The 25,150-nt window shown below is 52.3% G+C and carries 26 protein-coding genes, 1 tRNA gene and 2 pseudogenes; 19 read left to right on the top strand and 10 right to left on the bottom strand.

The window, feature by feature from the left end; translation table 11 throughout:
- Nucleotides 1–33 precede the first annotated feature (33 nt).
- Nucleotides 34–597: a hypothetical protein gene (locus V8L71_RS14790; protein WP_336274592.1), complete on the top strand. Its 564-nt coding sequence runs from the start codon at nt 34–36 to the stop codon at nt 595–597.
- A gap of 11 nt (nt 598–608) precedes the next feature.
- Here V8L71_RS14790 and V8L71_RS14795 read toward each other — a convergent pair whose 3' ends face one another.
- On the bottom strand, nt 609–1,583 hold the full coding sequence (locus V8L71_RS14795) for a serine/threonine protein kinase (protein WP_336274593.1): 975 nt from the start codon (nt 1,581–1,583) through the stop codon (nt 609–611).
- A gap of 54 nt (nt 1,584–1,637) precedes the next feature.
- Nucleotides 1,638–2,342 (bottom strand): ComFC family protein, encoded by a 705-nt coding sequence (locus tag V8L71_RS14800; RefSeq protein ID WP_336274594.1) that lies wholly within the window; start codon nt 2,340–2,342, stop codon nt 1,638–1,640.
- Between the two features lie 80 nt (nt 2,343–2,422).
- Between V8L71_RS14800 and V8L71_RS14805 the strand changes: the two genes are divergently transcribed.
- The 3 genes from V8L71_RS14805 (at nt 2,423) to V8L71_RS14815 (ending at nt 4,515) form a co-directional block, all read left to right on the top strand.
- Nucleotides 2,423–2,507 (top strand) — tRNA-Leu (locus tag V8L71_RS14805).
- A 333-nt stretch (nt 2,508–2,840) separates the two neighbouring features.
- Nucleotides 2,841–3,470 (top strand): hypothetical protein, encoded by a 630-nt coding sequence (locus V8L71_RS14810; protein WP_008956437.1) that lies wholly within the window; start codon nt 2,841–2,843, stop codon nt 3,468–3,470.
- Nucleotides 3,471–3,528: 58 nt separating this feature from the next.
- Nucleotides 3,529–4,515, top strand: a complete 987-nt coding sequence (locus tag V8L71_RS14815) for a hypothetical protein (protein ID WP_336274595.1) — start codon at nt 3,529–3,531, stop codon at nt 4,513–4,515.
- 84 nt (nt 4,516–4,599) lie between these two features.
- Here the strand turns inward: V8L71_RS14815 and V8L71_RS14820 are convergent, their stop codons facing one another.
- Complete coding sequence (locus V8L71_RS14820) at nt 4,600–5,361, bottom strand: SDR family oxidoreductase (RefSeq protein WP_336274596.1); 762 nt, start codon at nt 5,359–5,361, stop codon at nt 4,600–4,602.
- A gap of 191 nt (nt 5,362–5,552) precedes the next feature.
- Here V8L71_RS14820 and V8L71_RS14825 point away from each other — a divergent pair, with 191 nt between their 5' ends.
- The 4 genes from V8L71_RS14825 (at nt 5,553) to V8L71_RS14840 (ending at nt 9,203) form a co-directional block, all read left to right on the top strand.
- The gene (locus tag V8L71_RS14825) at nt 5,553–6,038 is read left to right on the top strand and encodes an FxsA family protein (protein ID WP_176303536.1); all 486 of its coding nucleotides are present in this window, start codon (nt 5,553–5,555) and stop codon (nt 6,036–6,038) included.
- A gap of 234 nt (nt 6,039–6,272) precedes the next feature.
- The gene (locus V8L71_RS14830) at nt 6,273–6,566 is read left to right on the top strand and encodes a co-chaperone GroES (protein ID WP_008956441.1); all 294 of its coding nucleotides are present in this window, start codon (nt 6,273–6,275) and stop codon (nt 6,564–6,566) included.
- Nucleotides 6,567–6,650: 84 nt separating this feature from the next.
- Nucleotides 6,651–8,294, top strand: coding sequence for a chaperonin GroEL (gene groL / locus V8L71_RS14835; protein ID WP_176303535.1), 1,644 nt, complete (start codon nt 6,651–6,653; stop codon nt 8,292–8,294).
- A 177-nt stretch (nt 8,295–8,471) separates the two neighbouring features.
- Nucleotides 8,472–9,203, top strand: a complete 732-nt coding sequence (locus V8L71_RS14840; protein WP_336274597.1) for an RNA methyltransferase — start codon at nt 8,472–8,474, stop codon at nt 9,201–9,203.
- Nucleotides 9,204–9,296: 93 nt separating this feature from the next.
- Here V8L71_RS14840 and V8L71_RS14845 read toward each other — a convergent pair whose 3' ends face one another.
- Nucleotides 9,297–10,643 carry a Na+/H+ antiporter family protein gene (locus V8L71_RS14845; RefSeq protein ID WP_336274598.1) on the bottom strand — a complete coding sequence of 449 codons (1,347 nt, stop codon included), beginning with the start codon at nt 10,641–10,643 and terminating at the stop codon, nt 9,297–9,299.
- A 165-nt stretch (nt 10,644–10,808) separates the two neighbouring features.
- On the opposite strand from V8L71_RS14845, the gene V8L71_RS14850 reads away from it, so the two are divergent.
- The 4 genes and pseudogenes from V8L71_RS14850 (at nt 10,809) to V8L71_RS20755 (ending at nt 14,196) form a co-directional block, all read left to right on the top strand.
- On the top strand, nt 10,809–12,017 hold the full coding sequence (locus V8L71_RS14850) for an MFS transporter (RefSeq protein ID WP_336274599.1): 1,209 nt from the start codon (nt 10,809–10,811) through the stop codon (nt 12,015–12,017).
- Between the two features lie 156 nt (nt 12,018–12,173).
- Complete coding sequence (locus tag V8L71_RS14855; protein ID WP_176303531.1) at nt 12,174–12,623, top strand: potassium channel family protein; 450 nt, start codon at nt 12,174–12,176, stop codon at nt 12,621–12,623.
- Between the two features lie 31 nt (nt 12,624–12,654).
- Nucleotides 12,655–13,662 (top strand): annotated as a pseudogene (locus V8L71_RS14860) (cation:proton antiporter domain-containing protein); the annotation flags it as partial.
- Nucleotides 13,663–13,800: 138 nt separating this feature from the next.
- On the top strand, nt 13,801–14,196 hold the full coding sequence (locus V8L71_RS20755; protein WP_431313183.1) for an NAD-binding protein: 396 nt from the start codon (nt 13,801–13,803) through the stop codon (nt 14,194–14,196).
- A 10-nt stretch (nt 14,197–14,206) separates the two neighbouring features.
- On the opposite strand, the gene V8L71_RS14865 is transcribed toward V8L71_RS20755, so the two are convergent.
- The 3 genes from V8L71_RS14865 to V8L71_RS14875 are packed head-to-tail and all read right to left on the bottom strand — an operon-like array spanning nt 14,207 to nt 16,902.
- The gene (locus V8L71_RS14865; RefSeq protein ID WP_336274612.1) at nt 14,207–15,130 is read right to left on the bottom strand and encodes a metal ABC transporter permease; all 924 of its coding nucleotides are present in this window, start codon (nt 15,128–15,130) and stop codon (nt 14,207–14,209) included.
- 17 nt (nt 15,131–15,147) lie between these two features.
- Nucleotides 15,148–15,975: a metal ABC transporter ATP-binding protein gene (locus V8L71_RS14870; protein WP_336274601.1), complete on the bottom strand. Its 828-nt coding sequence runs from the start codon at nt 15,973–15,975 to the stop codon at nt 15,148–15,150.
- Nucleotides 15,976–15,981: 6 nt separating this feature from the next.
- On the bottom strand, nt 15,982–16,902 hold the full coding sequence (locus V8L71_RS14875) for a metal ABC transporter substrate-binding protein (protein ID WP_336274602.1): 921 nt from the start codon (nt 16,900–16,902) through the stop codon (nt 15,982–15,984).
- A gap of 157 nt (nt 16,903–17,059) precedes the next feature.
- On the opposite strand from V8L71_RS14875, the gene mntR reads away from it, so the two are divergent.
- Nucleotides 17,060–17,539: a manganese-binding transcriptional regulator MntR gene (mntR, locus tag V8L71_RS14880; protein WP_336274603.1), complete on the top strand. Its 480-nt coding sequence runs from the start codon at nt 17,060–17,062 to the stop codon at nt 17,537–17,539.
- 12 nt (nt 17,540–17,551) lie between these two features.
- Here the strand turns inward: mntR and V8L71_RS14885 are convergent, their stop codons facing one another.
- Together V8L71_RS14885 and V8L71_RS14890 are read right to left on the bottom strand one after the other, a co-directional pair.
- Nucleotides 17,552–18,244: an RES family NAD+ phosphorylase gene (locus V8L71_RS14885; protein WP_336274604.1), complete on the bottom strand. Its 693-nt coding sequence runs from the start codon at nt 18,242–18,244 to the stop codon at nt 17,552–17,554.
- Nucleotides 18,241–18,639, bottom strand: coding sequence for an antitoxin Xre-like helix-turn-helix domain-containing protein (locus V8L71_RS14890; RefSeq protein WP_336274605.1), 399 nt, complete (start codon nt 18,637–18,639; stop codon nt 18,241–18,243). Before V8L71_RS14890 ends, V8L71_RS14885 begins: the two co-directional genes overlap by 4 nt.
- 131 nt (nt 18,640–18,770) lie before the next feature.
- Here V8L71_RS14890 and V8L71_RS14895 point away from each other — a divergent pair, with 131 nt between their 5' ends.
- The 5 genes from V8L71_RS14895 to V8L71_RS14915 all read left to right on the top strand — a co-directional run bounded on the left by V8L71_RS14895 (nt 18,771) and on the right by V8L71_RS14915 (nt 23,506).
- Nucleotides 18,771–19,619, top strand: coding sequence for a MurR/RpiR family transcriptional regulator (locus tag V8L71_RS14895; protein ID WP_336274606.1), 849 nt, complete (start codon nt 18,771–18,773; stop codon nt 19,617–19,619).
- Nucleotides 19,620–19,895: 276 nt separating this feature from the next.
- On the top strand, nt 19,896–20,933 hold the full coding sequence (locus V8L71_RS14900; RefSeq protein ID WP_336274607.1) for a TRAP transporter substrate-binding protein: 1,038 nt from the start codon (nt 19,896–19,898) through the stop codon (nt 20,931–20,933).
- 16 nt (nt 20,934–20,949) lie between these two features.
- Entirely contained in the window at nt 20,950–21,519 is a 570-nt protein-coding gene (locus tag V8L71_RS14905) for a TRAP transporter small permease subunit (protein ID WP_336274608.1), read from the top strand.
- Nucleotides 21,516–22,820, top strand: coding sequence for a TRAP transporter large permease (locus V8L71_RS14910; protein ID WP_336274609.1), 1,305 nt, complete (start codon nt 21,516–21,518; stop codon nt 22,818–22,820). Before V8L71_RS14905 ends, V8L71_RS14910 begins: the two co-directional genes overlap by 4 nt.
- Nucleotides 22,820–23,506, top strand: a complete 687-nt coding sequence (locus tag V8L71_RS14915; RefSeq protein ID WP_336274610.1) for an aspartate/glutamate racemase family protein — start codon at nt 22,820–22,822, stop codon at nt 23,504–23,506. The genes V8L71_RS14910 and V8L71_RS14915 overlap by 1 nt, the downstream gene beginning before the upstream one ends.
- On the opposite strand, the gene V8L71_RS14920 is transcribed toward V8L71_RS14915, so the two are convergent.
- Nucleotides 23,503–24,192 (bottom strand): DUF3750 domain-containing protein, encoded by a 690-nt coding sequence (locus tag V8L71_RS14920; RefSeq protein ID WP_336274613.1) that lies wholly within the window; start codon nt 24,190–24,192, stop codon nt 23,503–23,505. The two genes, V8L71_RS14915 and V8L71_RS14920, sit on opposite strands and share 4 nt — an antisense overlap.
- Before the next feature lie 56 nt (nt 24,193–24,248).
- Between V8L71_RS14920 and V8L71_RS14925 the strand changes: the two are divergent.
- Nucleotides 24,249–25,150 (top strand): annotated as a pseudogene (locus V8L71_RS14925) (IS1380-like element ISPsp9 family transposase); the annotation flags it as partial.

Here is a 25,150-nt window from a genome sequence, read left to right on the forward strand (position 1 = left end):
CTTTATTTCAGGCACCACCATTGAGAGTTCGCCATGTCATTTAAGCCAACGCCCTTTTGGTTAGCCGCCATCGCGGCCCCCTTTTATTTCACCACGCCGCTACCTTCTTTCGCCGCAGAAGCGACACTTTCACTGCCCAATGAAGCGACCGTTGGCGTTGAGGTTGTTGAAGAGCTTACCTTTGAGTCAAACCAAGCACGCCTTAACGACATATTGCTGCACCCCACTCAAGCTGAGAGAGCTTCGCACTCGCTGCCTGAATATTGCGTCATCGTGGGCAATGCCCAATTAGTCGATGAGCGCATTCGTGTTACCACTAAAGATGCCACCTGCATTGAAACACACGATGCTGACAGCAATATTTTTACAGGTGAATTCAGCGCCAGCGCGTATGCCGAAGATGGTCAATACGGCATCGCGTGCGAAGGCACTCCATGCACGCTTTCTCCTGGGCAAACGTTCGTTCTCACGCTGAATGAGTCCCTAGAGATTAAAGAGCAGGACAACCCTTCTGAAGAATTGAACGAGCAACGCCGCCAAGCTGACGGAGAAGGCGTCGCCAACCCCGTGCCCCGCGAAGAGGCCGTTCCAGATTAAATCGCCCCTATTTACGCCAGCCAGCGTGGATTGTCTAACTGCAGGCACTGCTGCTCTAATTGGCGGATATGCTGATCCCAATAGCCACTATCCGCCAGCCAGGGAAAAGCACGGGGAAAAGCAGGATCATCCCAGCGAGAAACCAGCCACGCTGAGTGCCTAATTAAACGATAACTTCTCAGTGGTTCTATCAACGCCATCTGATCAGTAGGAAACGAACAGGTTTCCTCATACCCTTCGGTAATTTCACTTAGATATGATCGCCACCCCTGGGGGTCATCCGTGGGCAGTAGCATCCAAATATCCTGCATAGCAGGCGCCATGATGCAGTCGTCAAAATCGACCAGCGTAAAGTCCTCATCACGCCCCAGCACATTGCCCAAATGACAATCGCCATGGCAGCGAATCATGCTGCTGGCGGGCACCGTATGTTTTACAAGCTGCTGATGCACCTTTTCAATGACATTATCGTAAGCCCGGCGCTGATGACGGTTCATCCAATTGCTGGCCAGCACTCGCTGCTGGGCATCTAAAATACCACTCGCCATTTCTAGCCGAGGACGGTGCTGAAACGTTTTTTTGGCCGACACTTTATGCAACCGCCCTAACACCTGCCCCATGGCAAATAAGTGCGATGGGTTATCTAACTCTGGTGCCTGGCCTGGGCAGTGGGGAAACAGTGCAAATCGATATGCTTTAAAATAGTGTAGCGAGACACCCGCCCTATCACGCCAAGGCGCAACTACCGGCACCTGCTGACTAGCGAGCTCCTGTAAAAAATCGTGCTCTTCTTGAATCGCCGCGTCTGACCAGCGATCAGGCCGATAAAATTTAACAACCCAGTTTTTGCCGTCGTCATCGCGAAACAACAGCACACGGTTTTCATAGCTATTCAGCGCAAAGGGCTCACCGGCGGGCCAAACATCCAGCGACTCTACTGCAGACATCACTAGGTCGGGCGAAAGTGAGCTAAACGGGTGTGACATCGGTCACTCCTGGGTTGGCAAAAATGCTTGTGATTAGGCTAAAGCACTATTCTATCAATCCTTGCCCAGGGGTGTCCGCGCAGTCGCCCAAATATCCACACGTTCTGCGCCCGCCTCTAGCGCCGCGCGCGCCAGTGCGTGACCCGTTGAGCCTGTGGTGACAACATCATCTATGATCAACACATGCGCTGGTGGCGTCGTTTCAAACACAAAGGCGCCCACCAAATTAGCAGCCCGTTGACGACGGTTTAACGTCCGCTGGGAGGGGGAATCCTTCACTCGCTTGGCAGACACTAATGGTATATCAAGATGGCGACTGAGCCTCTCGGCTAACCACTGCGATTGATTAAATCCTCGTGTACGAGCATGCGCTGGGTGCATAGGTACCGACAACAGTGCGTCTGCTTGGGTAGGCGGCGGCGTTAATACCATTAACTCCGCTAACAACGTGCCCGCCCGCGGGGAGGCGTGAAATTTAAAATCATGTACCAGCGCTTTAATAGGTCCCTGATATAAAAGCCCCGCCTGGGTGGTCGAAAATGCCGGTGGGTCAATCAAACAGTGACCACACAAGCTCGCCCCATGGGAAACAGGGTCACCGCACTGTCGACAGGCATTTAGGTTCCACGGCAGCCCGACTAAACAGACGGTGCACCACCCCCGCCCCGCCAAGGCGGGGGCCAAACAAAAGGCGCAATAGCCAGGCATGGCCTGCTTTAGCCAATGGCCGCCACGCTGTAGCCATTGTTTTACATTCATGCCTTCTCCCCAATAGAGATATTAATATTAAACTCATGGTTGACTTCTATCACGAAGTTGATAATATACGCCTCGTCTTAGCGGATGTGGTGGAATTGGTAGACACGCTAGATTTAGGTTCTAGTGCCGTAAGGTGTGGGAGTTCGAGTCTCCCCATCCGCACCAATTACTTGTTAGTTTTGAAGCAGTTAACGTTATTTCCCCCTTTCAAAATGTCTTAATACCTGCCTAGCTTAGGTAATATTAAGGCTTTTTTTTTGCGTTTTTACTCCTGGCTTTAAATCATTAATGGCTCAATGCCATTTTTTTCGTGCTTGGCATTTGCCGAATGACATACTTTTAACAGGCTGACTTAGCACCACTTTTCCGCTAGGCTCTGTTAAAACGACTAATTGGATACTCGTCAATGCCTCAATGTGAAATGGCTTACTGCAAGTAATTGACGCCAATACTATCGCCAATGATTACCTCCAATAACTATGAGAAGGATCTCTAACAATGGAATGGCTCAACGATAATGCCCAAGCCATCTCGGCAATAGCAAGTATTTGCACCCTCTTCGTCTGGGTTTTCTATGCCCAATTGCTTTATAACGGCTATGTCCGCCAACGTCGCCCTCGTGTGATCATTAACCGTGGTAAAGGGATTGGTGTGGATGCTATTTGCTTAATCAGCAATATGAGCAGCGAAGCAATCTATGTTCAACACCTTGTGGCGGTGCTGCATACTCAAAAAAAGAGTTACTCTCTGGATGTGGTGGAGTACCAGCAACACGGCAGCGAAAAACAGGAAGCCAGCTATCGCACCCACCAGGGCCCGTTAGCGTCGGGGGATTATCTTAATATTCAGTCGTTTGGCGACATTGTCAATCAGGTTAAGCAATATTGGGAAATTGATGACAGCCTGCTCCATGAGCAGAATATACAGCTCGAAATTCGTGTCATTGCCATTTACGGCTCTGAAGATATGCCTACCGGCGCCTCGCGTTCTTTTAATCTTGACCTAGATGCATCGCCCAATCGTCAGCTTATTCCGGCTAGCGTTGATACAGACCGACTCAATAGCCGTGGCCAACGTAAGCGTGTACTTGAATGGGCAAAAGAGATCGAGACTCATAAAGCACGTTAAACCATTACCTTTGCAAAGCTGACATTGAACAGCGAGCACTTTTAATTGAGACCATTCGATGCATAAAATTCTAACCTTCTGCTGGCTCGGCATAATGATCACGGTAGCGGCTAGCGCTTATGCCGAAGAGGATGACAGTGATCTGCCTGCCTGGGCAGAAGAACGCGTTGAACCGTTTCGCGAAAGTGTCGGCAATTGGGTAGATAACACGTCACGCCGGATTGATGGTTTCTTTGGCACCGACGACCATATGCAGACTAAAAACGAGTCTTATCTTCGTTTTGGTCAAGAAATCGATTGGATGGAAGGTGATGGTACACGTGGCGATACCTCACTTCGTTACCGTATCGATCTACCTACCTCTGAAGAACGCTTACGCCTGGTTATCGAAAGCGATCCTGAAGAGTCGCAAGGTACTCTTGAAGAGCAAGGATCAGGGCGTCTTGCCAATGACCAGCGCGACCGTCGTAGCTCTACGTTAGGCCTGGATTGGCTAGAAAGTCGTGACAAGCGCGAAAATTGGAGCAACCGCGTTGGCGCTGGTATTCGTCTGCGTCTCCCTCTGGATCCTTATGTTCGCTTTACCAGCGAACGGCTATGGCAGCTTGGTGAAGGGCCTTGGCAGCTTGAGTCGAACAACCGTGTTTCCTGGTTTAACAATGAAGGCTATTCGGCACGAACGCGCTGGGATATCGGCCGCCAATTGAGCGAACGCCGCCATTTGCGGTTTATTTCTACGGTTCAGTGGCGTGAAGAGGAAGATAAGCTGGAATACAGTGAAATTGCCGAAATCAATCACCGCATTAACCGCCGCAGCGCACTGCGCTACTCGGCGATTGCCATCGGCGAAAGCGCTTCAAATCCTCGCATGACTAACTACTACCTGCAAACACGCTATCGCCGGGACATCCATAAAGGGATTTTATTTGCCGATGTGATTCCGGAACTGCATTTTCAACGCGATGTTAGCTATGACCCACGCTGGGCCATGACACTGCGCTTGGAGATGTATTTTCAGCGAGAGATTAGTCGCGATTATTTTTAGGTACGACCTTTTAATCACGATCTTTTAAGAGCGACTAATGGGCGGCCATGCTTGGCCGCCCATTCTGGTTACAGCAAGTAAATGCTACAGCCGCAACCCACCATCGCACTCAATCATACGCCCGGTGAAGTAGTCGTTTTCAAGGATAAACGCAACACTTTGAGCAATGTTATCCGGCTCACCCAGGCGTTTTAGCGGCACGCTTGATGAGATACGTTCCAGCATATCGGGACGCATCGAGGCGGTCATTTCGGTAGCCACAAACCCTGGGGCCACGGTGCCGGTGCGAATACCATAGCGCGCTAACTCTTTGCTCCAGGTAACCGTCAGCGCATGCACGCCTGCTTTGGCAGCGGCATAGTTGCTTTGGCCCATATTTCCTGCTCGGGAAATGCTGGAGATATTAACAATCACACCCTCATACCCTGCTTCAATCATCTGCGTGGCAGCCTCGCGACCACACAGAAAAACGCCGGTTAAATTGACGTTAATGACATTTTGCCATGCCTCCAACGACATGCGTTTTTCCACTTGCCCCTCTTTGGCCTTTACCAGTAGTGCATCCTGAGTAATCCCCGCGTTATTAACGCAACCGCTGATCGGCCCCATACGCTGAGCAATATCGGCAAACGCTTGAGTCACAGAAGCCTCTTCTGCCACATTCACTACAAAGGCTTGCGCATCGACACCTTCTGAAGAAAGTGCTGATACCGCTTGATCAAGGGCTTCAGCGCTCATATCCAACAGCGCCATGCGTGCACCCTGCTTACCCAGGCGCAGCGCCATGGCATAACCCAACCCACGCGCCCCACCGGTGACGGCGATTACTTTATCGGCAAGTACCATTATTGACTCCTTACGAGAAATACAACCAGCTTCATTGTGCATTGCAGCATAGAGGAATTATGAGCATTAATCGAGCTACATCGCCGCTGGAAGGCGCAATGTTAGCTGCTTGCTATTTATATTTATGTCACCATATTACGCAATTACGACGGTTATCGAGTCGCTATTTATAGCGTTTTCTGGAGTTAGTCATGCCCATTCTTATTTTTATATCACTGTTCACCCTACTTGATTTTGTGGTGCTTTTTTCGATTGGTAGCCAAATAGGGTTACTCACTACCCTACTCCTAGTGCTTGGCACAGGCTTTGCCGGGTTACATCTTATTCGTAAAGAAGGCGTATCAACCTTTGCTCGCGCACGTCAGCGTATGCAGGTCGGTGAAATCCCTTCTAGTGAGCTATTGACCGGCGCCGCGCTTATTTTTGGTGGTGCCTTATTAATGGCGCCAGGCTTTTTATCTGATGCACTGGGCCTTGCGTGCCTGATACCTAGCGCACGCCAATTGATGTTTAAAGCACTTACTTGGCTAGGGCTGAAAAAGATCGCCAGCCAGCAGCAAGACCCCAACGCTTCCTCGGCTCGGCCAAATGGCTACCGCAACCCAAACACCTCCCAACACGAAGGCCCGATTGAAGGTGATTTTATTAGCCGAGATGAGCCTCCACGCCGCGACTAAGGCGCGGATTGGAAGAAAATCGCTAAAAAATCAATTTTTTCTTACTCGCCCCCTTGAAAGGCCAACCGCAGCCCCCATTTTTCACCCAGCACACAAATTCGGCAGCGATCTAGACGGTAGCTGCCATTAACAAGGAAGACCGTCAGGTCTTCACTTCTCGCGGGTTACTCCCTCGAGAACACTTTTAGACTAACCGCCCTCATCAGGGCTTCAACCCTACTCAGGAGAACGTGAATGAATATCCGTCCTTTGCACGATCGTGTCATCGTCCGTCGCGTTGAAGAAGAGCAGAAAACCGCTGGCGGCATCGTGCTTCCGGGCAATGCAGCAGAAAAGCCGACGCGTGGCGAAATTCTTGCTGTCGGTAATGGCCGCATTCTCGAAAATGGCGATGTCCGTCCTCTCGACGTTAAAGTTGGCGATAACGTGATCTTTAAAGATGGCTACGGCGTTGAGAAACAAAAAGTCGACGGCGAAGAAGTCTTGATCATGAGCGAAGCCGATATTCTTGCGGTTGTTGAAGGCTAACAGTCGTTGCGGCTCACATTTGATTGATGAGCGCCTCGATTATTTACTTTCACGTTTTTGCATTCAATTTAGGAAGTAGCAGATATGTCAGCTAAACAAGTTAAGTTTTCAGATGATGCTCGTAAGCGCATGGCCCGCGGTGTCGACGTTCTGGCCAACGCGGTAAAAGTAACCCTCGGCCCTAAAGGCCGTAACGTGGTACTGGAAAAATCTTTCGGTTCCCCGACTGTTACTAAAGACGGTGTTTCTGTCGCCAAAGAGATCGAACTGAAAGACAAGTTCGAAAACATGGGCGCGCAGATGGTTAAAGAAGTCGCTTCACAGACTTCTGACGCCGCTGGTGACGGTACTACCACCGCTACCGTTCTGGCCCAGGCCATTATCGCTGAGGGTTTGAAAGGCGTTACTGCCGGCATGAACCCGATGGATCTTAAGCGCGGCATCGACCAAGCCGTTAATGCTGCCGTTAAAGAAATCAAGGCGATGTCTGTCCCTTGCACCGACACCAAGTCGATTGCACAGGTTGGCACCATCTCTGCTAACGGTGACAAGCGCATCGGTGAAATTATCGCCGAAGCGATGGAAAAAGTCGGCAAAGAAGGCGTCATCACCGTTGATGAAGGCCGTGGCTTTGAAGACGAGCTGGAAGTCGTGGAAGGTATGCAGTTTGATCGCGGCTACCTGTCTCCTTACTTCGTTACCAACCAGGACACCATGACGGTTGAACTTGAAGATCCTTACATCCTGTTAGTGGATAAAAAGATCTCCAACATCCGTGAGCTGCTGCCGGTTCTCGAAGCTGTTGCTAAACAAGGCAAGCCGCTAGCCATCATCGCTGAAGATATCGAAGGCGAAGCACTGGCAACGCTGGTTGTTAACAACATGCGCGGTATCGTTAAAGTAGCCGCTGCCAAAGCACCTGGTTTCGGTGACCGTCGTAAGTCCATGCTGCAGGATATCGCTATCCTGACTAACGGCACGGTTATCTCTGAAGAAGTAGGCCTGACGCTTGAGCAAGCGAACCTGGATCACCTGGGTACCGCTAAGCGCATGACCATGTCTAAAGAGAACACCACCATCATTGATGGCGCTGGTGCAGAAGGCGATATCGAAGCACGCGTTAACCAGATCCGCGCGCAAATCGAAGACACCTCTTCTGACTACGACAAAGAGAAGCTGCAAGAGCGCGTTGCCAAACTGGCAGGCGGTGTTGCCGTTATCCGTGTCGGTGCTGCCACCGAAGTGGAAATGAAAGAGAAGAAAGCCCGCGTTGAAGACGCTCTGCACTCTACTCGTGCAGCCGTTGAAGAAGGCGTCGTACCTGGTGGCGGTACCGCACTGGTTCGCGTGATGGCCAAAGTACAAGGCCTGACTGGCGACAACGAAGACCAGAACCACGGTATCAACATGGCGCTACGCGCTATGCAGTCACCGCTGCGTCAAATCGTTGCTAACGCTGGTGAAGAGCCCGCCGTTGTCATCAACCGTGTGAAAGATGAAACCGGCAACTTCGGTTACAATGCACAAACGGGTGAATTTGGCGACCTGTTCGAAATGGGCGTTCTGGATCCGGCTAAAGTTACCCGTACTGCGCTGCAGTCCGCTGGTTCTGTTGCCGGTCTGATGATCACCACCGAGTGCATGATCGCTGAAGACCCGGAAGAGAAAGACTCAGCCCCTGATATGGGTGGCATGGGCGGAATGGGTGGTATGGGCGGCATGATGTAGTGCACCCCTGAGCCCTATTGCTCTAGGCTGCCAGCTTTTAAGGCAGCCACCAACAACCCCGCCTCGTGCGGGGTTGTTGCGTTTTAGGCGACGGGTTAACGCGCTTTGAACACCAAACCGCTAGGCGAGCATGGTATCATCGCCGCGATTTTTAACAGCTACCGGGCTTCTTAGCGCATGTTGCAGCATATCCGTATCGTACTCGTACAGACCTTTCATCCAGGCAATATTGGGGCGGCCGCGCGGGCAATGAAAACCATGGGCCTAACCGAACTCGTACTGGTTAACCCACGCAAGTTTCCCGATGAAGAGGCAACACGGCTAGCGGCAGGCGCCACTGACGTGCTTGAAAACGCACGCGTGGTTACATCGCTGGAAGAGGCCGTCACTGACTGCGTTCAAATCGTCGGCGCTAGCGCACGGTTACGCAGCCTGCCCTTGCCCCACTTTGACGAACCCGATGAGATGGCGGCGGATGTGATTCAAAACGCACAAACGGCACCGGTGGCACTGGTGTTTGGCCGCGAACGCTCGGGGCTGACAAACGATGAGATCCGCTGCTGCACTCATCAAGTCAGTATTCCCGCCAACCCTGACTACGGCATTCTGAATTTATCCCAGGCGGTGCAGATTCTGGCCTATGAAGTACATCGCGCTTGGCGTAAAGGTGAAGATAGCGGCTTTAGTTACCAGCGCCCGTTGGAGGCAACGCCGCCAAGCCGCGAACAGTTCTTACACTTTCAGGCGCATCTGAGCCACTTAATGCAGGAGAGTGGTTTTTTAACCCAGCCCCACGCCCGCACCGAAGAGCAGCTTCAAGCCCTCTTCGCCCGCGCCCAGCCCAGCCGCAAAGAGTTGTCTTTACTTCGCGGCCTGCTAAGCGCGTTTGAAAGCCATCTGCCTAAATAACGATCATTAAAACGTGAAAAAGGGACAACCCGCGTTGTCCCTTCCATGTTTTAAAATAGTGCTTTAAAACAGTACGTTTTTACAACAATGCCTTTAAAGCATCATCGCCGCTAACCAGCCAAAGCCCACTAACGGGATGTTGTAGTGCAGAAATGTCGGCACCACGCTGTCCCACATATGATCGTGCTGGCGATCAACGTTCAGCCCAGAAGTTGGCCCCAAGGTTGAATCAGACGCGGGTGAACCCGCATCACCCAGCGCCGCCGCCGTACCCACCAGCACGACCGTCGCCATGGGCGAGAAGCCAAACTGCACCGCTAAGGGCACAAAAATCGCAGCAATAATCGGTATCGTTGAGAACGACGAGCCGATGCCCAGGGTAATAAACAGCCCGACCAGCAGCATCACCAACGCCGCCAAGCCACGGTTATCGCCAAAGATCGCGAAGGCTCCCGATACCAGTGCGTCTATCTCTCCGGTGGTTTTCATAACTTCCGCAAAACCCGCCGCTGAAATCATGATAAAGCCGATCAGCGCCATCATGCGCATACCGCTGGTAAATAGATCGTCTGCTTCACGCCACTTAAAAATACCGCCCATTGAAAGCAGCCCAATACCCACCAAACCACCCAGTATCATTGAGCCGCTATACAGCTGCAGGCCGAGTGCTGCGACGATCGCTACCCCCGACATCACCAGGCCCAGCATGTGCGGTTTAGCAGGTGCATGAGCTTCAGACACATTCGCGGCAATATCTTGCGCCTGATAGTCACGAGGACGGCGATAGCTCCAAAACAGCGCAACGATTAATCCCAACGCCATACCACCGACCGGTATTGCCATGGCCATCGGCACCATGCCACGGGTAATTTCTAACCCTAACGGCTCACCGGCGCTATTCAAATTGGCCAGCAAAATGTCATTAAGAAAAATCGCCCCAAAGCCTACCGGCAGCAACATATAAGGTGCCGTCAAACCAAAGGTGAGCGCACATGCCACCGCACGACGATCCAGCTTTAAGCGGTTCATCACCGTTAATAGCGGCGGAATCAGCACCGGTATAAAGGCGATATGCACCGGGATAGCGTTTTGCGAAGAGATGGCGACTAACAGTACTGCCGTCAGCAGCAACATTTTGACTCGCGCCTGATGCGCAATCGTAGCCTCTTCTTTGCCCAGCAGCGTAATCAATCGATTTGCCAGCATGTCCGGCAGCCCCGAGCGGGAAATAGCCACCGCGAAGGCACCCAAGGTGGCATAAGCCAGTGCCACTTGAGCCCCGCCACCGACGCCTTCATTAAAAGCACCAAGCGTTTGCTCAAGCGATAAACCGCCCACCAAGCCACCCACTAACGCGCCCACCACCAGTGCGAATACCACCGAGACACGGGCGAGTGACAGTGCCACCATCACCAGCACCGCAAGAATTACTGCATTCATGAAGATCCCTAGAGTTATTGAGAGGTCACTAACGGCGAAGGGGGCGGATTTTAGCAGATTAAATGGGTAAAACTAACATTGCGTCTCAGCCTATTCCTAGCTTTTAAACCCCCACGACTCATGCGATAGTGAACAAACGCTAAGCCTGCAAATAAAGAGAACATCATGGCTCTCATTCATCGCCACTCACTGCTATTGATTATCCTGGGAAGTTTGGTTATCTCCACTGCCATGGGGTTACGTCATGGTTTTGGGCTCTTTATGGAGCCACTCAGCAGCGAGCTAGGCTGGGGGCGCGGTGTGTTTGCTTTCGCCCTCGCGTTACAAAACCTGGTTTGGGGTTTATCACAACCCTTTACCGGCGCGCTGGCTGACCGTTTCGGCGCGGCTAAGATTATCGTTGTGGGTGGCTTATTATATGCCTTGGGGCTGCTGTTTATGAGCCTTTCCACTTCAGTGCTAGGCATGACGGTCAGCGCAGGTCTTCTGATAGGCCTAGGCTTATCAGGCACTACGTTCTCCGTCATTTTGGGCGCTGTTGGCCGCGCGGTGGCGCCTGAAAAGCGCAGCATGGCCATGGGGATTGTGAGCGCCGCGGGCTCGTTTGGGCAATTCGCAATGCTGCCCGGTACGCTGGGGCTTCTTGAGTGGCTAGGTTGGGCCGCTGCGTTGATGGCCATGGCTGCCATTGCCACCATCATCATTCCATTGGGAGCGATGTTACGTGACAAGCCCTCGGCCAAAACAGCCGCCGATCTAAGCCTTAAAGATGCGCTCAACGAAGCAGCAAGCCAAAAAGGCTTTTGGCTACTCTGCCTAGGTTTTTTTGTGTGTGGTTTTCAGGTGGTGTTTATTGCCGTCCACCTGCCCGGCTACTTATTTGATAACGGTCTTGCCGTTCAGGTAGGAACAACGGTGCTGGCGTTAGTGGGTTTATTTAATATTGTCGGCACCTATACCGCTGGCTGGATGGGTGGCATTTGGTCAAAACCCAAGCTGCTAACCTGGCTCTATTTGATTCGCGGCGTGGTGATTACGGCGTTCGTATATTTGCCGCTAAGCCCTGTGAGTGCGTACGTATTTGGTATCGCCATGGGGTTACTATGGCTCTCCACCGTTCCGTTAACCAATGGCATCGTGGCTTCAGTGTTTGGTGTACGCCACCTATCCATGCTGGGCGGCATCGTATTTCTATTTCACCAGCTAGGTTCTTTTATGGGCGTTTGGCTGGGCGGCTATTTTTATGACCTTACCGGGCACTACAATACAGTATGGCAACTTGCTATTGTGCTCTCGGTCATCGCAGCTGCACTGCATTGGTTTATTAGCGAAAAGCCGCTAGAACGCTCACAGCCCACAACGGTATCCACATGACAATCCATTTTTTACTTAAGGCCATCGCAGCACTTCTGCTGCTGACTTGTTTGATGCTCGCATGGTGGGGCTGGCAGCAGGCGGATGCTAACTTGCTGCTGATGGGCACTCGTTTATGCTAAGTGGCAACGGTGAATCCAGTTGATAATTGCGTAGATGACTATTCCCTACCCTGAGCATATCGCCGTTGTGGTAACGACCTTTGTGGTCGTCGTTATTGCGGTACTGCTCCATTACGAAGCCCTGTGGCTTATCTCACGCCAAATTGAAACATCGCGAAGACCGCATCGGCAACGCATTCTCGGAATGGCGTTTGGCGTATTGATGACTCACATAGTCGAAATTTGGCTGTTTGGGATCACTGGTTGGTGGCTAACCGACCAGCTGAGCATTGGTGCTTTACAAGGTTACGACAGCTTTAATGTATTGGATTATATCTTTTTCTCTGCAGTGACCTATACCACTGTGGGCTATGGCGATATTTATGCTACTGGGCCGGTGCGCTTTTTATATGGCACGTTGGCATTAACCGGTTTTGTGCTGATCACTTGGTCAGCATCTTTCACCTTTATAGAAATGCAAAAGCACTGGCGGGTTGGAAGATAGTCAGCGCTGTTACACGCTCAAGGGATGCGGCATGTTTGAAGTAGTTATTTTATCGGTAGCGTTAATCTTTGGCATCGCGGCACGCCAGCTAAGTTTGCCGCCACTCGTGGGGTTCTTGGTAGCAGGGTTTGCTCTTAATGCCTTTGGCCCCAGTATTGGCCTACCCAGCGATGCGGGCCCACTGCTTGAGCATCTTGCTCATTTAGGGGTGCTACTACTGCTGTTTACCATTGGCCTTAAACTCAATATACGCAGTTTGGCAGAACCCGTAGTGCTGGGTAGCGCTTTTATACACCTAATGATTACCTGCCTGTTGTTTACCGCAGGGTTTGTTATTTTTCTTTCGCTTCCCCTCGATAAAGCAATACTTTTGGCGATTGCGCTCTCTTTCTCAAGTACGGTTTTGGCCGCTAAAGTGCTCGAAAGCAAACGCGAACTACGTGCCCTACACGGCCGTATTGCGATTGGCATTCTCATCATTCAAGACTTGGTTGCCTTAGCGGTTCTCAGTATTTACAGCGGTGACTCCCCTAGCCCCTGGGCATTGCTAGTTTTCTTACTGCCGCTATTACGACCAGTGCTTTATTGGCTAATGAACATGGCTCAGCACGATGAGCTTCTGGTGCTATTAGGTGCTGTGTTAGCCATTGCGGTTGGTGGTATGGGCTTTGAGGCCGTGGGGTTAAGCGCCGAGGTAGGCGCCCTGGTAATGGGCCTGCTACTTGCAAAGCACCCTCGCGCGCAAGAATTATCCAAGGCGCTATGGGGGCTTAAAGAAGTACTGTTAATCAGCTTCTTTCTGCAGATTGGCATGGCAGGTTTGCCCGATAAAGAAGCACTGTTATTTGCAGTGGTACTGGCTATTCTACTTCCATTAAAAGGGGTTCTGTTTTTTGCCCTTCTCATTGCTTTTCGCATCAGAGCGCGTAATGCCTTCCTGGGAGGCTTGAGCCTAACGGCTTACAGTGAGTTCGGCTTAATTGTTGCCGCCAGCATTTTACAAGAGTGGCTTGTTCCGCTAGCGATTACCGTTGCCCTGTCGTTTGTCATCGCAGCACCGCTAAACCGCATTGCCCACCAGCTTTTTGATCGTTGGGAAAAAAGCTTGCTGCGTTTTGAACGACACGCTCGCCATCCCGATGAACAACCAGTGGATTTAGGTAGTGCCACCATTCTAGTGCTGGGTATGGGCCGAACCGGTAACGCCGCCTACGATTTTTTTGCTGAGAAAGGGTTGTCTGCTGTGGGTATTGATTCAGATCCCAATAAAATAAACACCCAACGACGAGTATTTTATGGCGATATTGAGGACGTGGGGTTCTGGCATCATCTCAATATCAACCATCTAGCGGCAGCCACGTTGGCTACCCCGGAACTTGAAAGCAAATTGATTGCTACTCGCGAACTGCGCAAAGCGGGATTTACCGGCCACATAATTGCGGGCATTCACTTTCAAGATGAAGCCGCGCCTCTGCGTGCTGCCGGCGTCGATCAAACGTACCTATTAATGACGGGCGCTGGCATCGGGATCGCCGAAAAAACCTGGGAAAGCCTACAAACACCTCTGTTGTGAATATCCGGCGCTAGCCGATTTGACGGTGGCGCCAAAAACGCATTAATACACCCTGCTTGGGCGAAAAAAGCAGCGCCATAAAAAACCAACTGGTAGCGACCAATACAATGGTGCCGCCAGAAGCAACGTCCAACACCACAGAAAGCCACAGCCCAATGACCGCTGAGCTAACGCCCACGCCCACTGAAATCAGCATCATGGTTTTAAAGCGGTCCGTGAGTAAGTGCGCCGTGGCGCCTGGAGTAATAAGCATCGCGACCACTAAAATAATGCCCACCGTTTCTAAACTCGCCACGATGGTAAGCGTCAGCAGCAAGATCAAACCGTAGTGAATCACGCTGGTATTGAAACCCAGCGCCTGAGCCTGCTGGGGGTCAAACGCGTAGAGCAGCAACGGCCGATAAGCGAGCCACACCACCAGCAAGGCAATCACGCTGGCCACTAAGGTCAGCAATAGTGCCGATTGCTGAACACCCAGCACATTGCCAAACAGGATATGCATCAGGTGGGTGCTGGAGGCGATTTTGCTGATAATCACAATGCCCAGTGCAAAAGCACCGGTAAACATTAATCCCATGGCCGCATCGGATTTGATTCGCGTGTGGCGCTCGATCGCACCAATGCCCACTGAGGTCAGCGCGCCAGTAATAAACGCGCCAATAAAGAAGGGCCAGCCTAACAGATAGGCAATGGCCACCCCTGGCAGCACCGCATGAGAGATCGCATCGCCTAGAAGCGACCAGCGCTTAAGCACCACGTAGCAGGATAAAATACCGCAGATAGCACCCACCAACACCGAGGTTAATAAGGCGCGCTGCATGAAGGCGTACTGGAAAGCATCTGAAATGCTACCGGGAAATAAATTGACAATAAGCATGATGGCGGCAATGAGCCAGCTCACCAACGCATCGCCAAACAGGCCAAGTGTTGTCATTAGTTCTGCCACGTTAGTTACCCCTGCGCTGCCGTAAAGGAAGATGCTTTATCGACCTGCACATTATTCGCCGTCTGCTCGGTAGAACTCACCGCAAGCTCAGCTAACTTGGCATCGCTGAGCATCTTATCAGGCGAGCCTACCCCACGAATAAAACGATTGATCAACACCACATGGTCGACGTGGCGCCGTGCCCCCGGCATATCGTGAGTGACCATGATTACCGTACGTCCGGCCTTTCGCTCACCGGCCAGCACGTCTAAAATCAACCGCTCACTAGGTGGGTCTACACCCGCCAGTGGCTCATCAAGCAGTAAAATGTTGGCCTGCTGAGCAAGCGTACGGGCAAGTAGTACACGCTTTTTCTGCCCACCGGATAGCGCGCCAATCGGGCGTTTCGCCAACGCCAGCATATCCACCGCTTCTAGCGCTCTCTTTACCGCCTCGCCATGACGGGAATCATACCAACGTGAAGGCAGCAGGCGCCGCCACAAGGGGTCATGACGCATATGCCCATAGCGGCCACCCATAACGGTTTCCCAAACCGAGACAGGAAAATCCCATTCAATCGCTTCACGCTGAGCCATATAAGCAATATGTCCCGCTTTACGGTGCGTCGAAATCGGCTCACCAAACGCCTGAACACTGCCACGCAGTGCCTTCATGCTACCGGTAAGCACATGAAAAAGTGTCGATTTCCCTGCCCCGTTCGGGCCTACAATAGCGGTCCATTGGCCTGCCGGAAAACGCAGGTTAATGTTTTCAAGCACCGGCTGACGCTGGTAGGCCGCGTAGAGGCCTTTGATCTCAATCGCCACAGGGGCATCACCCAGGGTAGTTGCCATCGCTATTTACTCGGTTGCCAAGGTCTGACGCAACAACTCAACGTTGTGACGCATCATGGTAAAATAGTCGCCAGCTTCACCACTTGGCTCACTCAATGAGTCCACATATAAAGGCCCAGCCACTTTAACGCCCGTATCCCGTGCCAAACTGGTCACATGGCGGTCAGAAATAGTGCTTTCCCAAAACAGCGCGGCGGGTTGGCGCTCATTGATCATATCCACCACTCGCATAAGCTGACGGGGCGAGCCCTCGGTCTCAGCGTTGGTGCCCCAGATGCCGTCATGTTCAAAATGGTAGGCATCTGAGAAATATAAAAAGGCAGCTTCGCTACTTAACAATACCCGCCGTTCGTCAGGTATCGCTTCTAAGCGCTCTTGAAGTTCAACGTGCAGCGTATATAGCTCTTCTTTCAACGCCTCAGCACGCTGCTGAAACTCTTCAGCCCGCTGAGGAAGTACATGCTCTAGCTCGTTAGCAATTACCTGAACGTAGGTAGCCACAGCCCGCGGATCCATCCAGAGATGGGGATCGACATCGCCTTCCATATCGCCGGTAATAATGGTTTGAGTGGGGTACTCAGAAGCTTCAGCTACCGCCACTAGCGGCGTGCCATCTACAAGGGTTGCTTCCACCTGGGGCATCCACTGCTCCAACTGGTAACCGTTATAGAAAACGATGTTTGCTGTTTCTAGCGCCGCAAAATTACTTGGGGTCAGTTCCCACTCATGCACTTCCGCACCAACTGGGGTTAATACTGATACGTTGGCATTCTCCCCCGCCACGCGGGTAACAATATCGCCAAGCACGGAAAACGTTACGGCAACATTCAAAGGCGATGGCGCAACATCCTCACCCTGAGCATTCACCATTGCTGCGTTTAACCACAGCGGCAGGCTCAAAGCTATACAAAGATTGCGCTTATTCATTATTCATCCCTTTCGCATTACTGATAAGTAGACTGTAGCTCAAAAATAAAGCACTGTGCAAATAGTTTAGCCTTGGCTAACAATGTTGCGTAAAAATAGGCTACTATCCCAAGTACGATCCAATGATTATTACCACTGCTTCCGATATAATTTGCCAATGACTGATTCTAATCCGAACGCTTCATTAACCGCCCCAAGCATTCATGGTGATGCCCTTCCGCCCGTGGAGCAGCATGCTCAGCAGTATGCAACGGTGCGTAATGCCCATGAAACCGAGCTGATTGAAGACTACGTTGAGCTGATTGGGGATTTACTAACGCATCGTGGCGAAGCACGTGCGGCGGACATTGCCAACCGCATGGCGGTGAGTCAGGCAACCGTATCGAAAATGATTAGGCGTCTAAATGAGCTTGAGCTGGTGACTAGCAAGCCCTACCGCTCTCTGTTTCTGACCGAGGCAGGACAGAAAATGGCGGAAACCTCACGCGCGCGACACGATATCGTATTGCATTTTTTACGCGCGCTTGGGGTCAAAGATGCTACTGCTCGTATTGACGCTGAAGGCATGGAGCACCACGTGAGCGATGAAACGCTGGATATAATGCAGCGATTTACTGAGCAGCAGCAGAACAGCTAAATCTTCTTCTCGTCACCCATGAGAAAAGCGCAGATGGCTTACCTGGGTAATGGTGCCGTTCCAAATCATTTCCAAATGAGTGGTTTGGATAATGTCAGTCACGCCAATAGGCGTCATAAGCGCCCAACAGTTTGCGCCCTGCAAACGAACCGAGCGATAGCGAAGGCCACTCATCGCGCGACGAACCTCTGCACCGAATGGTTGTGAGACCGAGTAATCATCGGGCGTATAAATGGCATGGTCTATGGGTAATGCCAGCGCATCCCCCACGCCCGCTTCATTAAAGATGCCTTTCAAACCACGAAAGACAAATCGTTCGTAGTGCAAACCGGGTATGTTGCTCCAATGCACTTGTTGATGATGCTTTACTTCGGCAATTGCCGTTTCAAGCGTATCGGCAAAATAGAGCACGCCAAAGCTGCCATCACTAAAGCGAGAACCCTGCGGGTTTACATGAGTAAAAGGTGCCACCGCATATGAGCAGCCACGTATGCCAAACGGGATCTGCTCCGGTGGTAACAGCGCTAAATTACCCACTTCATTTTGCAAACGTGGATTAGTCAATGCTTGCAGCGCGTGCAACGCGGCAAATTCCTCAGCGCTGGCCACATCATCGAACAGGTCAATCGGTGGAAACTTACTATTAATTAAACGATATCCAGTGACTTCGCTGGGTGGTAAAGGCAGCAAATCAGTAGCCTTCACCACTGACCACCTCGCAGGCTATCGATGCGCTTAAACGTTTCATAAAGCGCTGCAAAATCCCCTGACCCCATAATCTCCAGCGGCGTGCGGCCATTAAAGTAAGGGTTATGATTAATCATGTTAACGAACCCATAAAGGTTCTCTGGATTATCAAATATCATCCGCAGCGCTGCATGGATGTTTAGCAAATAGCTGATCCGGGTAAGCTGGTCACTATCTAACTTGATCTCGGCAATATCTCCCCGCCGGGCACGTGCGTATGTGCTATGGGAAACGCGCAAAATTGCCTCGCCCTGCTCGCCAGACGCACGCCACTTATCCAGAATGCGCACCGCCGCTTTCAAACCCGCCGCCGCCGCGGCTCTGTTTTGGGAAATATCATGTGCTGTTTGCATAGTCACCTCTTCTATCTGCAGATACAATTTTAGTATAAAAGTATCTACAAACCAAACTATGTATATCTTTTATTGTTGCCCTAACGCTAATCAGCATTCATTATTTATGAAACTGAGATTTCAGGAAAATAATGTCGCCTATCAATCAGGAACGCTCGTTTCTAACTCGCGTGCGCAGCGCTCTGCCCACACTCCACCCTGCCGAACGGAGGCTGGGCGAGTTCGTGTGTGATTTCCCTGGCGAATTAGCCAGCTACGATGCCCAAGAGCTCGCTAAATTTGCCAACGTCTCTAAAGCCACGGTGTCACGTTTTGTAAGGCGGTTAGGTTATGAAAGCTATGAGGCAGCCCGCAAACATGCCCGTGAAGAGCAAACCACCGGTTCCAGGCTTTTTCTTCCTTCATCCGACGCGCGTACTGAAGAGCACTCCCTTACCAGCAATCTGGAGCAGGGCAAAGCTAATCTAGATCGAACCTTTGCCACTGTTACCCAAGCGGAAGTTGACGATGTTGCACAAACCATTCTCAGCGCTCGTAAAACATGGGTGATTGGCTTTCGTGCCAGTCACCCTTTTGCTGATTACTTGCGCTGGCAGTTAACCCAGGTAGTTGAGCAGGTAACCAGCTTGCCCGGTGGCGGCGAAACGCTAGGGGAGCAGTTGGTGAATTTCACACGGGATGATTGTGTCATTATCTTTGGTCTTCGCCGCCGTGTGGCACTGACCGAACAGCTGCTTGACCATGCCAAAGAGTGCGGCACGAAGCTGCTTTATATTACCGATGAAGGCCTCACTACAGAGCCCATGGCCACCTGGCACTTCCGCTGCCACACGCTAGCAACCGGGCCATTATTCAATCATACCGCCGTGATGGCGCTCTGCCATTTGATTGTTATGCGCACAATTGAGCTTGCAGGCGATGCATCAAGATCCCGATTGCGCCGCATCGAAATGCTTAATGATCGTTTTGAAGAGCTTTAAAATACACTACTGGGCATTTAAAGCACTTAGATAGCGCACAGGACTCACTCAATGCACTTATAGCGTGCATTTTCATTTCACGATATAAACGTGTTCGACCAAGCTAAATGGGGTAATCATTTGATTTAAATATGAAACTGCAGTTTCTTATTGATTATGGCATGAAATATGGATCTACATAGCAATAACTGTACAGCACACGCTGTTCAAATACCTCCATGCCACGCCACCCCGTTTAGAAATACGTCAGTGGTAAAACCTCAATAGGAAACCGATATGTTAAAACGCACTGCATTGATCGCCGCCATCTCCACAGCCCTCTTTGTACCCACCGCACAGGCGGAAACCATATCGCTGAAAGTACTGGGTCAACCCGCAGGCTCTGGGCTTATCGCACAAAACAAAGAACAGCCCTTCTTTGAAGCGCTGGCCGAAAATAGTGGCCTGGATGTGTCTGTTCAGTATATTCCGGTTGATGTCGCGGGCATTCCAGACACCGACGGCCTACGCGTATTGAATTCAGGGTTATTTGACATCGTATCGCTACGCGGGCCTCAAGTGAGTCGTGACGAGCCATCCATCCTGGGTCTTGATTTGATCGGGCTCAACACCAGCTTTGAAGCTGGACGTAATAATGTGATGGCCTTTTATGATTACGTAGATGCTCGCCTACAAGATCGCTTCAACGCCAAGCTGCTAGGTGTCTGGCCCGCAGGCCCTCAGGTGATTTTTTGCAGCGATGAAATTACTGGCTTAGACGACCTTCAAGGTCTGCGCGTGCGTGTAGGTGATCAAAGCGCGGCTAACTTCGTGGGCGAGCTAGGTGCTACCGGCATTTCCATGCCGTTTGGCGACGTGCAGCAAGCGCTCTCCCGTGGCGTTGTGGACTGCGCCATTACCGGCCCAGCCTCCGCTAACTCTGGTGGCTGGCCCGAAGCCACCAGCACGGTGCTGCCCATTGCACTGCAATTAGCAATCAATGGCTATGCCATCAATATGGATAGCTGGAATCGCTTATCTGCCGAACAGCAGACTCAGTTGGAAGAGGCTGTCGCCACCCTTAGCGACGATATCTGGCAATACTCCGAAGAGCTATATGAAGACGCCATGCGCTGCAATGCGGGTGAATCCCCCTGCGAGTTCGGCACCGCTTACTCGCTAACCGAAGTGCCCGTTTCAGAAGCAGATCTAGCGACCGTTAAGGCTGCTGTTGAGGAAGTATCACTGCCTATCTGGGCTAGCCAGTGCAACGCTGTGGCGGCTGATTGTGAAGCCGCTTGGCGCGAAACCGTTGGCACTCAGTTAGGCCTATAAGTTGCGAGGAGCGAACATGACCACCTACTCGCGCCTTCTTGGCATCATTTTCGGCGGCGTAATGTTGCTGCTTGCGGTCTTAATCACCCTCGAAACGTTGATACGTAAGTTTCTCTCACTCTCACTGGGGGGTGTCGACGAACTGGGCGGCTACGCCATTGCTATTGCAGCACCGCTGGCCTTTTGCGTTGCCATGGTTGAGCAGTCGCATATCCGCATCAACCTGCTGCACATGCGCCTTCCCTCCACTACCCAGGCAGTACTCAACGCGCTGGCAGCCATTTCGATGGGGCTGTTAGCCGCTTTCTTACTCTACTTCACGGTGCAGACCGTGCTAGAGACTCAGTTGTATCGCTCAATAGCACAAACACCTTGGGCGACTCCCCTTATCTATCCGCAGGCCGTTTGGCTAGTGGCGATGACGGCATTTAGCGTGGCAGCGGCATTTCTCTCAGGCAAAGCGCTATTACTGCTACTAAAACGTGACTGGACATCACTCAATCGCCAGTTCGGGCCAAGCTCGGTATCTGAGGAGCTAGAAGCAGAACTAGCCGACTTAGATCAACGTGATGGAGGCAAACCATGAGCATACCGCTGATTATCGCCGCGTTTTTGGTCATGCTGACGCTCATGCTTCTCAGCTTACCGGTCGCGGTTGCTATTCTGTTTGTCGGGGTATTGGGGGGCTATCTTATGTATGGCGCGCCACTGGTCGACATGATGGGCGGCGTGGTGTGGAGTAGCTTAAACAGCCCCTCTATGCTCGCTATACCGCTATTTATGTTGCTGGGAGAGCTGCTGCTACGCGGTGGCATTGCAGACCGAATGTACGCCGCGTTAGCGGTATGGTTCAACAAGCTGCCCGGTGGCTTACTGCATACCAATATCGCCACCTGCACGCTGTTCTCCGCGACCTCTGGCTCATCCGTTGCTACGGCTGCCACGGTGGGCACGATTGCGCTTCCCGCCCTCCAGGAGTACCGCTACCCCATTCGTCCTTCGCTGGGTTCTTTAGCCGCAGGTGGCACACTAGGGATTCTGATTCCCCCCAGCATTAACCTGTTGGTGTATGGCCAATTAGCCAATACGTCGGTTAGCCAACTATTTGCAGCTGGCTTAATCCCGGGAATTACCTTGGCGCTGCTGTTCTCTGTTTATCTTTTTATTGCTCACGGCAAAGCAGGTAACGCTTCAATGGTGGAAGTAAATTTACCGCTTAATGAAAAGCTGACGCTCTCAAAACACTTGATTCCGCCCGTGGTTATTTTTGGTGTGGTAATGGGCAGCATTTACGGCGGTTTGGCAACTCCAACTGAATCAGCGGCCATTGGTGTCGTCATTGCATTAGTGTTTATTATCGGTGGCGGAAAAATGAGTCTCGACTTACTTATTCACTGCTCGTTTCAGGCAGCCAAGACCACGGGTATGGTCATCATCGTATTGATGTGCGCCCTCCTGCTCAACGTGACCATATCAATGCTCGGGGTCACCCAGGCGCTTACTCAGTGGGTCGCTTCGTTTGGTCTTACCTCTGTCGGCCTGCTCCTCGTGTTGCTGGTGTTTTACGTGATACTCGGCACCTTTATGGATGCGATGTCGATGCTGGTACTTACCGTACCCATCACGGTACCCATGGTGATGGCTGTAGGCATTGACCCTATCTGGTTCGGGATTTTCATCGTGTTGATGTGCGAGATTGCGCTCATCACCCCGCCGGTGGGTATGAACCTATTTGTGGTTCAGGGCGTTCGCAAAGATGGCGGTAGTTTTAATGATGTGATTTGGGGATCAATGCCCTTCGTGGCTATTATGGCGCTGTTTACCCTTGCGATTATGGTGTGGCCAAGCATTGTGATGTGGCTTCCAGACCTGCTGGTGGGCCGCTAATGAACCATCATCAAAAAATAGTGAAAGACACGCCACGCTTTTTAATTATTAATCCCAATACCAACAACACCGTCACTGATAATATTCGAGAGGTCGTACATAGCATCTCCCCACCTGGGGTGATGACAGAAGTCACTAGTCCGCCTCACGGGCCCTATGCTATCGAAACCGAACAGGACAAAGCAGCAGCGACCCAGCAAGTCTTAGCACTTATTCAAAGGCGCAACGCCGAGGGATTTTCAGGCTATATCATGGCCTGTTTTGACGATATCGCCATTGCTGAAGCCCGCATACTCACCCAGGTGCCGGTGATCAGCTTAGCGGAAGCGGCGATTCGCCATGCAGCGGCGACTGGCGGCCAATTTACGGTAATCACTACCTTTGATGAAGCAGTTCCCACTATTGCGTCGCTTAGCGAATCTTATGGGCTGAACATGCGCTGCCGAGTGGTGGCCACCGGCATTGGGGTAGCCGACACCGCCGCGCAAACGGAGCTTGCCGAAGCCCGCCTTCACGAAGCAATTCAAGAAGCAATCAGGTTAAATTTGACGCCCATTGTGTTGGGATCGGGAGCGTTTGCAGGCCGAGCGAAAGCGCTGAGAAGACGTTATAACATTGATATAGTTGATGGTTTCATCGAAGCACTTGATTACACCCTTCTCCAGGCGCAGGTTGTCAAAAACTAAAGTTCACCGCCCGCTACTCGTGCGGGCATTCCAAGGCGCCCTATACCCGGCAACTTCAAGGCAGGGCGCATCACATCAATACCAAAACTCAAACCGAGAACATTAATCTCGATGCCCTCTTCTAGCGCCAGCATAATACCGACCACCCCGCCTAAGGAGAGCTGGTAACCGGTGCCACTTGGCGTGGGTGCCAAAATACCGTTGAAAATATAATCTTTGCCGATAGCGGTAACGGGCAGCATCACCTCAAAGCCGGGCACTTCACGAATAACCCAAGCGATAAAGCTGTTGCTGTTAGGCCCAGGCCATACGCGATACAGATCAGCTTGTGGGTAGTCAGCAGCAGCGGATTCTATCTTGGGTATTAATTGTACAGCCGCATCACCGCGGTAATCAGCCAACAGCGTGGGCGGGTTACCAAACCAAGCGCGATCAGGGGTATCGATAGAAGAGACCACCGTAGGGCGACGCCAGCTCAATACTTGATGCAGCCGGTAGCTATCAGCATTCTCTGCTTTCGTCGCGATCCAGATATGTTCGCCAAACGCCCCACGCCAATTATAGGCGCGGGCAGAATAGACCTGTACCACGGCTTCGGAGATCGCTGCTGGGTCCGGGGCGATCCCAGCAGAGGTGCGATCCAGCGATGACCAATGCCCATCTGTTACCACTTGATCCCGGCTTATTCATGAGGCCGACCTGAAAACGAAGATGGCAAGTGGTTTTCTCTTGTAGAATCAGGATGTTCCTGCCAGAACACGATTCAAGAGGACCACTCGCCATGGGTGAAAGCCTATCCACCTGGACGCCCTCATGCAACGGCGCTGTCCGTGTTGAGCTGAGCGGCCAGCGCACCACCAGCGACAGCGGCGCCCTGCTGCTGCGTGAAGCCCTCGACAACAGCGGCGTGATCGAGGCGCTGGAAGACAATCTGGTCGATCGACGCCACCCGCTGCGCATCCGTCATTCGCTGGCCAGCCAGTTGCGTACCCTGGTGCTGCAGCGTGCGATGGGCTGGATCGATCTCAGCGATACCGACACGCTGCGCCGTGACCCGCTTTGGCAGTTGGCCTGCAGCGATGCACGCGGCATGACGCCCCTGGTCCAGGACCGGCCGTCTCAAGCCACGCTGTCGCGGCTGCTGAGCTGCCTCGGTCGTAACGACAATATCGATGCCGTGCACGAAGGCCTGTTGCGGCTGGTGGTCTGGCGCCTGACCTCGCTGCAGAACGGCGAGCGTCCCAAGCAGCTGACGCTGGACATCGACGGCCTGCCGATCGAGGTGCATGGCCACCAGGGCGGGTCGGTCTATCATGGCCTTTACGGGGCCCGCATCTACTCGCCGCTGGTCGCCTCGCTGGCCGAGACCGGCGACATGGTGGGCGGCCTGCTGCGCGAGGGCAACGCCGGCCCGGCCGAGAACGCCGACACCTGGATCCCGCATCTGGTGCGGCGACTCAACGAGAGCACCGGCGCCCAGGTTCGGGTGCGCATCGACGCCGGTTTCACCGACAACGCGACGTTGGAGGCCCTGGAAGAGCGCGACATCGAGTACCTGGGCCGACTGCGCAGTCACTCCGGCCTGCAGAAGCTGGCGGCACCGCACCTGAAGCGGCCACCCGGCCGGCCACCCGAGCAGCCTCG

The organism is Vreelandella indica (assembly GCF_037070225.1).
Taxonomy (GTDB): Bacteria; Pseudomonadota; Gammaproteobacteria; order Pseudomonadales; family Halomonadaceae; genus Vreelandella; species Vreelandella arctica.

Bases quoted from the DNA above. Each gene is read 5' to 3' on its own strand.
- V8L71_RS14870 (WP_336274601.1), bottom strand. From the start codon at position 15,975: ATGGCAACTACCCTGGGTGATGCCCCTGTGGCGATTGAGATCAAAGGC.
- V8L71_RS14820 (WP_336274596.1), bottom strand. From the start codon at position 5,361: ATGGTACTTGCCGATAAAGTAATCGCCGTCACCGGTGGGGCGCGTGGG.
- mntR (WP_336274603.1), top strand. From the start codon at position 17,060: ATGACTGATTCTAATCCGAACGCTTCATTAACCGCCCCAAGCATTCAT.
- V8L71_RS14855 (WP_176303531.1), top strand. From the start codon at position 12,174: ATGACTATTCCCTACCCTGAGCATATCGCCGTTGTGGTAACGACCTTT.
- V8L71_RS14795 (WP_336274593.1), bottom strand. From the start codon at position 1,583: ATGTCACACCCGTTTAGCTCACTTTCGCCCGACCTAGTGATGTCTGCA.
- V8L71_RS14815 (WP_336274595.1), top strand. From the start codon at position 3,529: ATGCATAAAATTCTAACCTTCTGCTGGCTCGGCATAATGATCACGGTA.
- V8L71_RS14800 (WP_336274594.1), bottom strand. From the start codon at position 2,342: ATGAATGTAAAACAATGGCTACAGCGTGGCGGCCATTGGCTAAAGCAG.
- groL (WP_176303535.1), top strand. From the start codon at position 6,651: ATGTCAGCTAAACAAGTTAAGTTTTCAGATGATGCTCGTAAGCGCATG.
- V8L71_RS14840 (WP_336274597.1), top strand. From the start codon at position 8,472: ATGTTGCAGCATATCCGTATCGTACTCGTACAGACCTTTCATCCAGGC.
- V8L71_RS14830 (WP_008956441.1), top strand. From the start codon at position 6,273: ATGAATATCCGTCCTTTGCACGATCGTGTCATCGTCCGTCGCGTTGAA.
- V8L71_RS14810 (WP_008956437.1), top strand. From the start codon at position 2,841: ATGGAATGGCTCAACGATAATGCCCAAGCCATCTCGGCAATAGCAAGT.
- V8L71_RS14790 (WP_336274592.1), top strand. From the start codon at position 34: ATGTCATTTAAGCCAACGCCCTTTTGGTTAGCCGCCATCGCGGCCCCC.
- V8L71_RS14900 (WP_336274607.1), top strand. From the start codon at position 19,896: ATGTTAAAACGCACTGCATTGATCGCCGCCATCTCCACAGCCCTCTTT.
- V8L71_RS14890 (WP_336274605.1), bottom strand. From the start codon at position 18,639: ATGCAAACAGCACATGATATTTCCCAAAACAGAGCCGCGGCGGCGGCG.
- V8L71_RS14895 (WP_336274606.1), top strand. From the start codon at position 18,771: ATGTCGCCTATCAATCAGGAACGCTCGTTTCTAACTCGCGTGCGCAGC.
- V8L71_RS14825 (WP_176303536.1), top strand. From the start codon at position 5,553: ATGCCCATTCTTATTTTTATATCACTGTTCACCCTACTTGATTTTGTG.
- V8L71_RS14905 (WP_336274608.1), top strand. From the start codon at position 20,950: ATGACCACCTACTCGCGCCTTCTTGGCATCATTTTCGGCGGCGTAATG.
- V8L71_RS14865 (WP_336274612.1), bottom strand. From the start codon at position 15,130: ATGACAACACTTGGCCTGTTTGGCGATGCGTTGGTGAGCTGGCTCATT.
- V8L71_RS14850 (WP_336274599.1), top strand. From the start codon at position 10,809: ATGGCTCTCATTCATCGCCACTCACTGCTATTGATTATCCTGGGAAGT.
- V8L71_RS14915 (WP_336274610.1), top strand. From the start codon at position 22,820: ATGAACCATCATCAAAAAATAGTGAAAGACACGCCACGCTTTTTAATT.
- V8L71_RS14875 (WP_336274602.1), bottom strand. From the start codon at position 16,902: ATGAATAAGCGCAATCTTTGTATAGCTTTGAGCCTGCCGCTGTGGTTA.
- V8L71_RS14910 (WP_336274609.1), top strand. From the start codon at position 21,516: ATGAGCATACCGCTGATTATCGCCGCGTTTTTGGTCATGCTGACGCTC.
- V8L71_RS14845 (WP_336274598.1), bottom strand. From the start codon at position 10,643: ATGAATGCAGTAATTCTTGCGGTGCTGGTGATGGTGGCACTGTCACTC.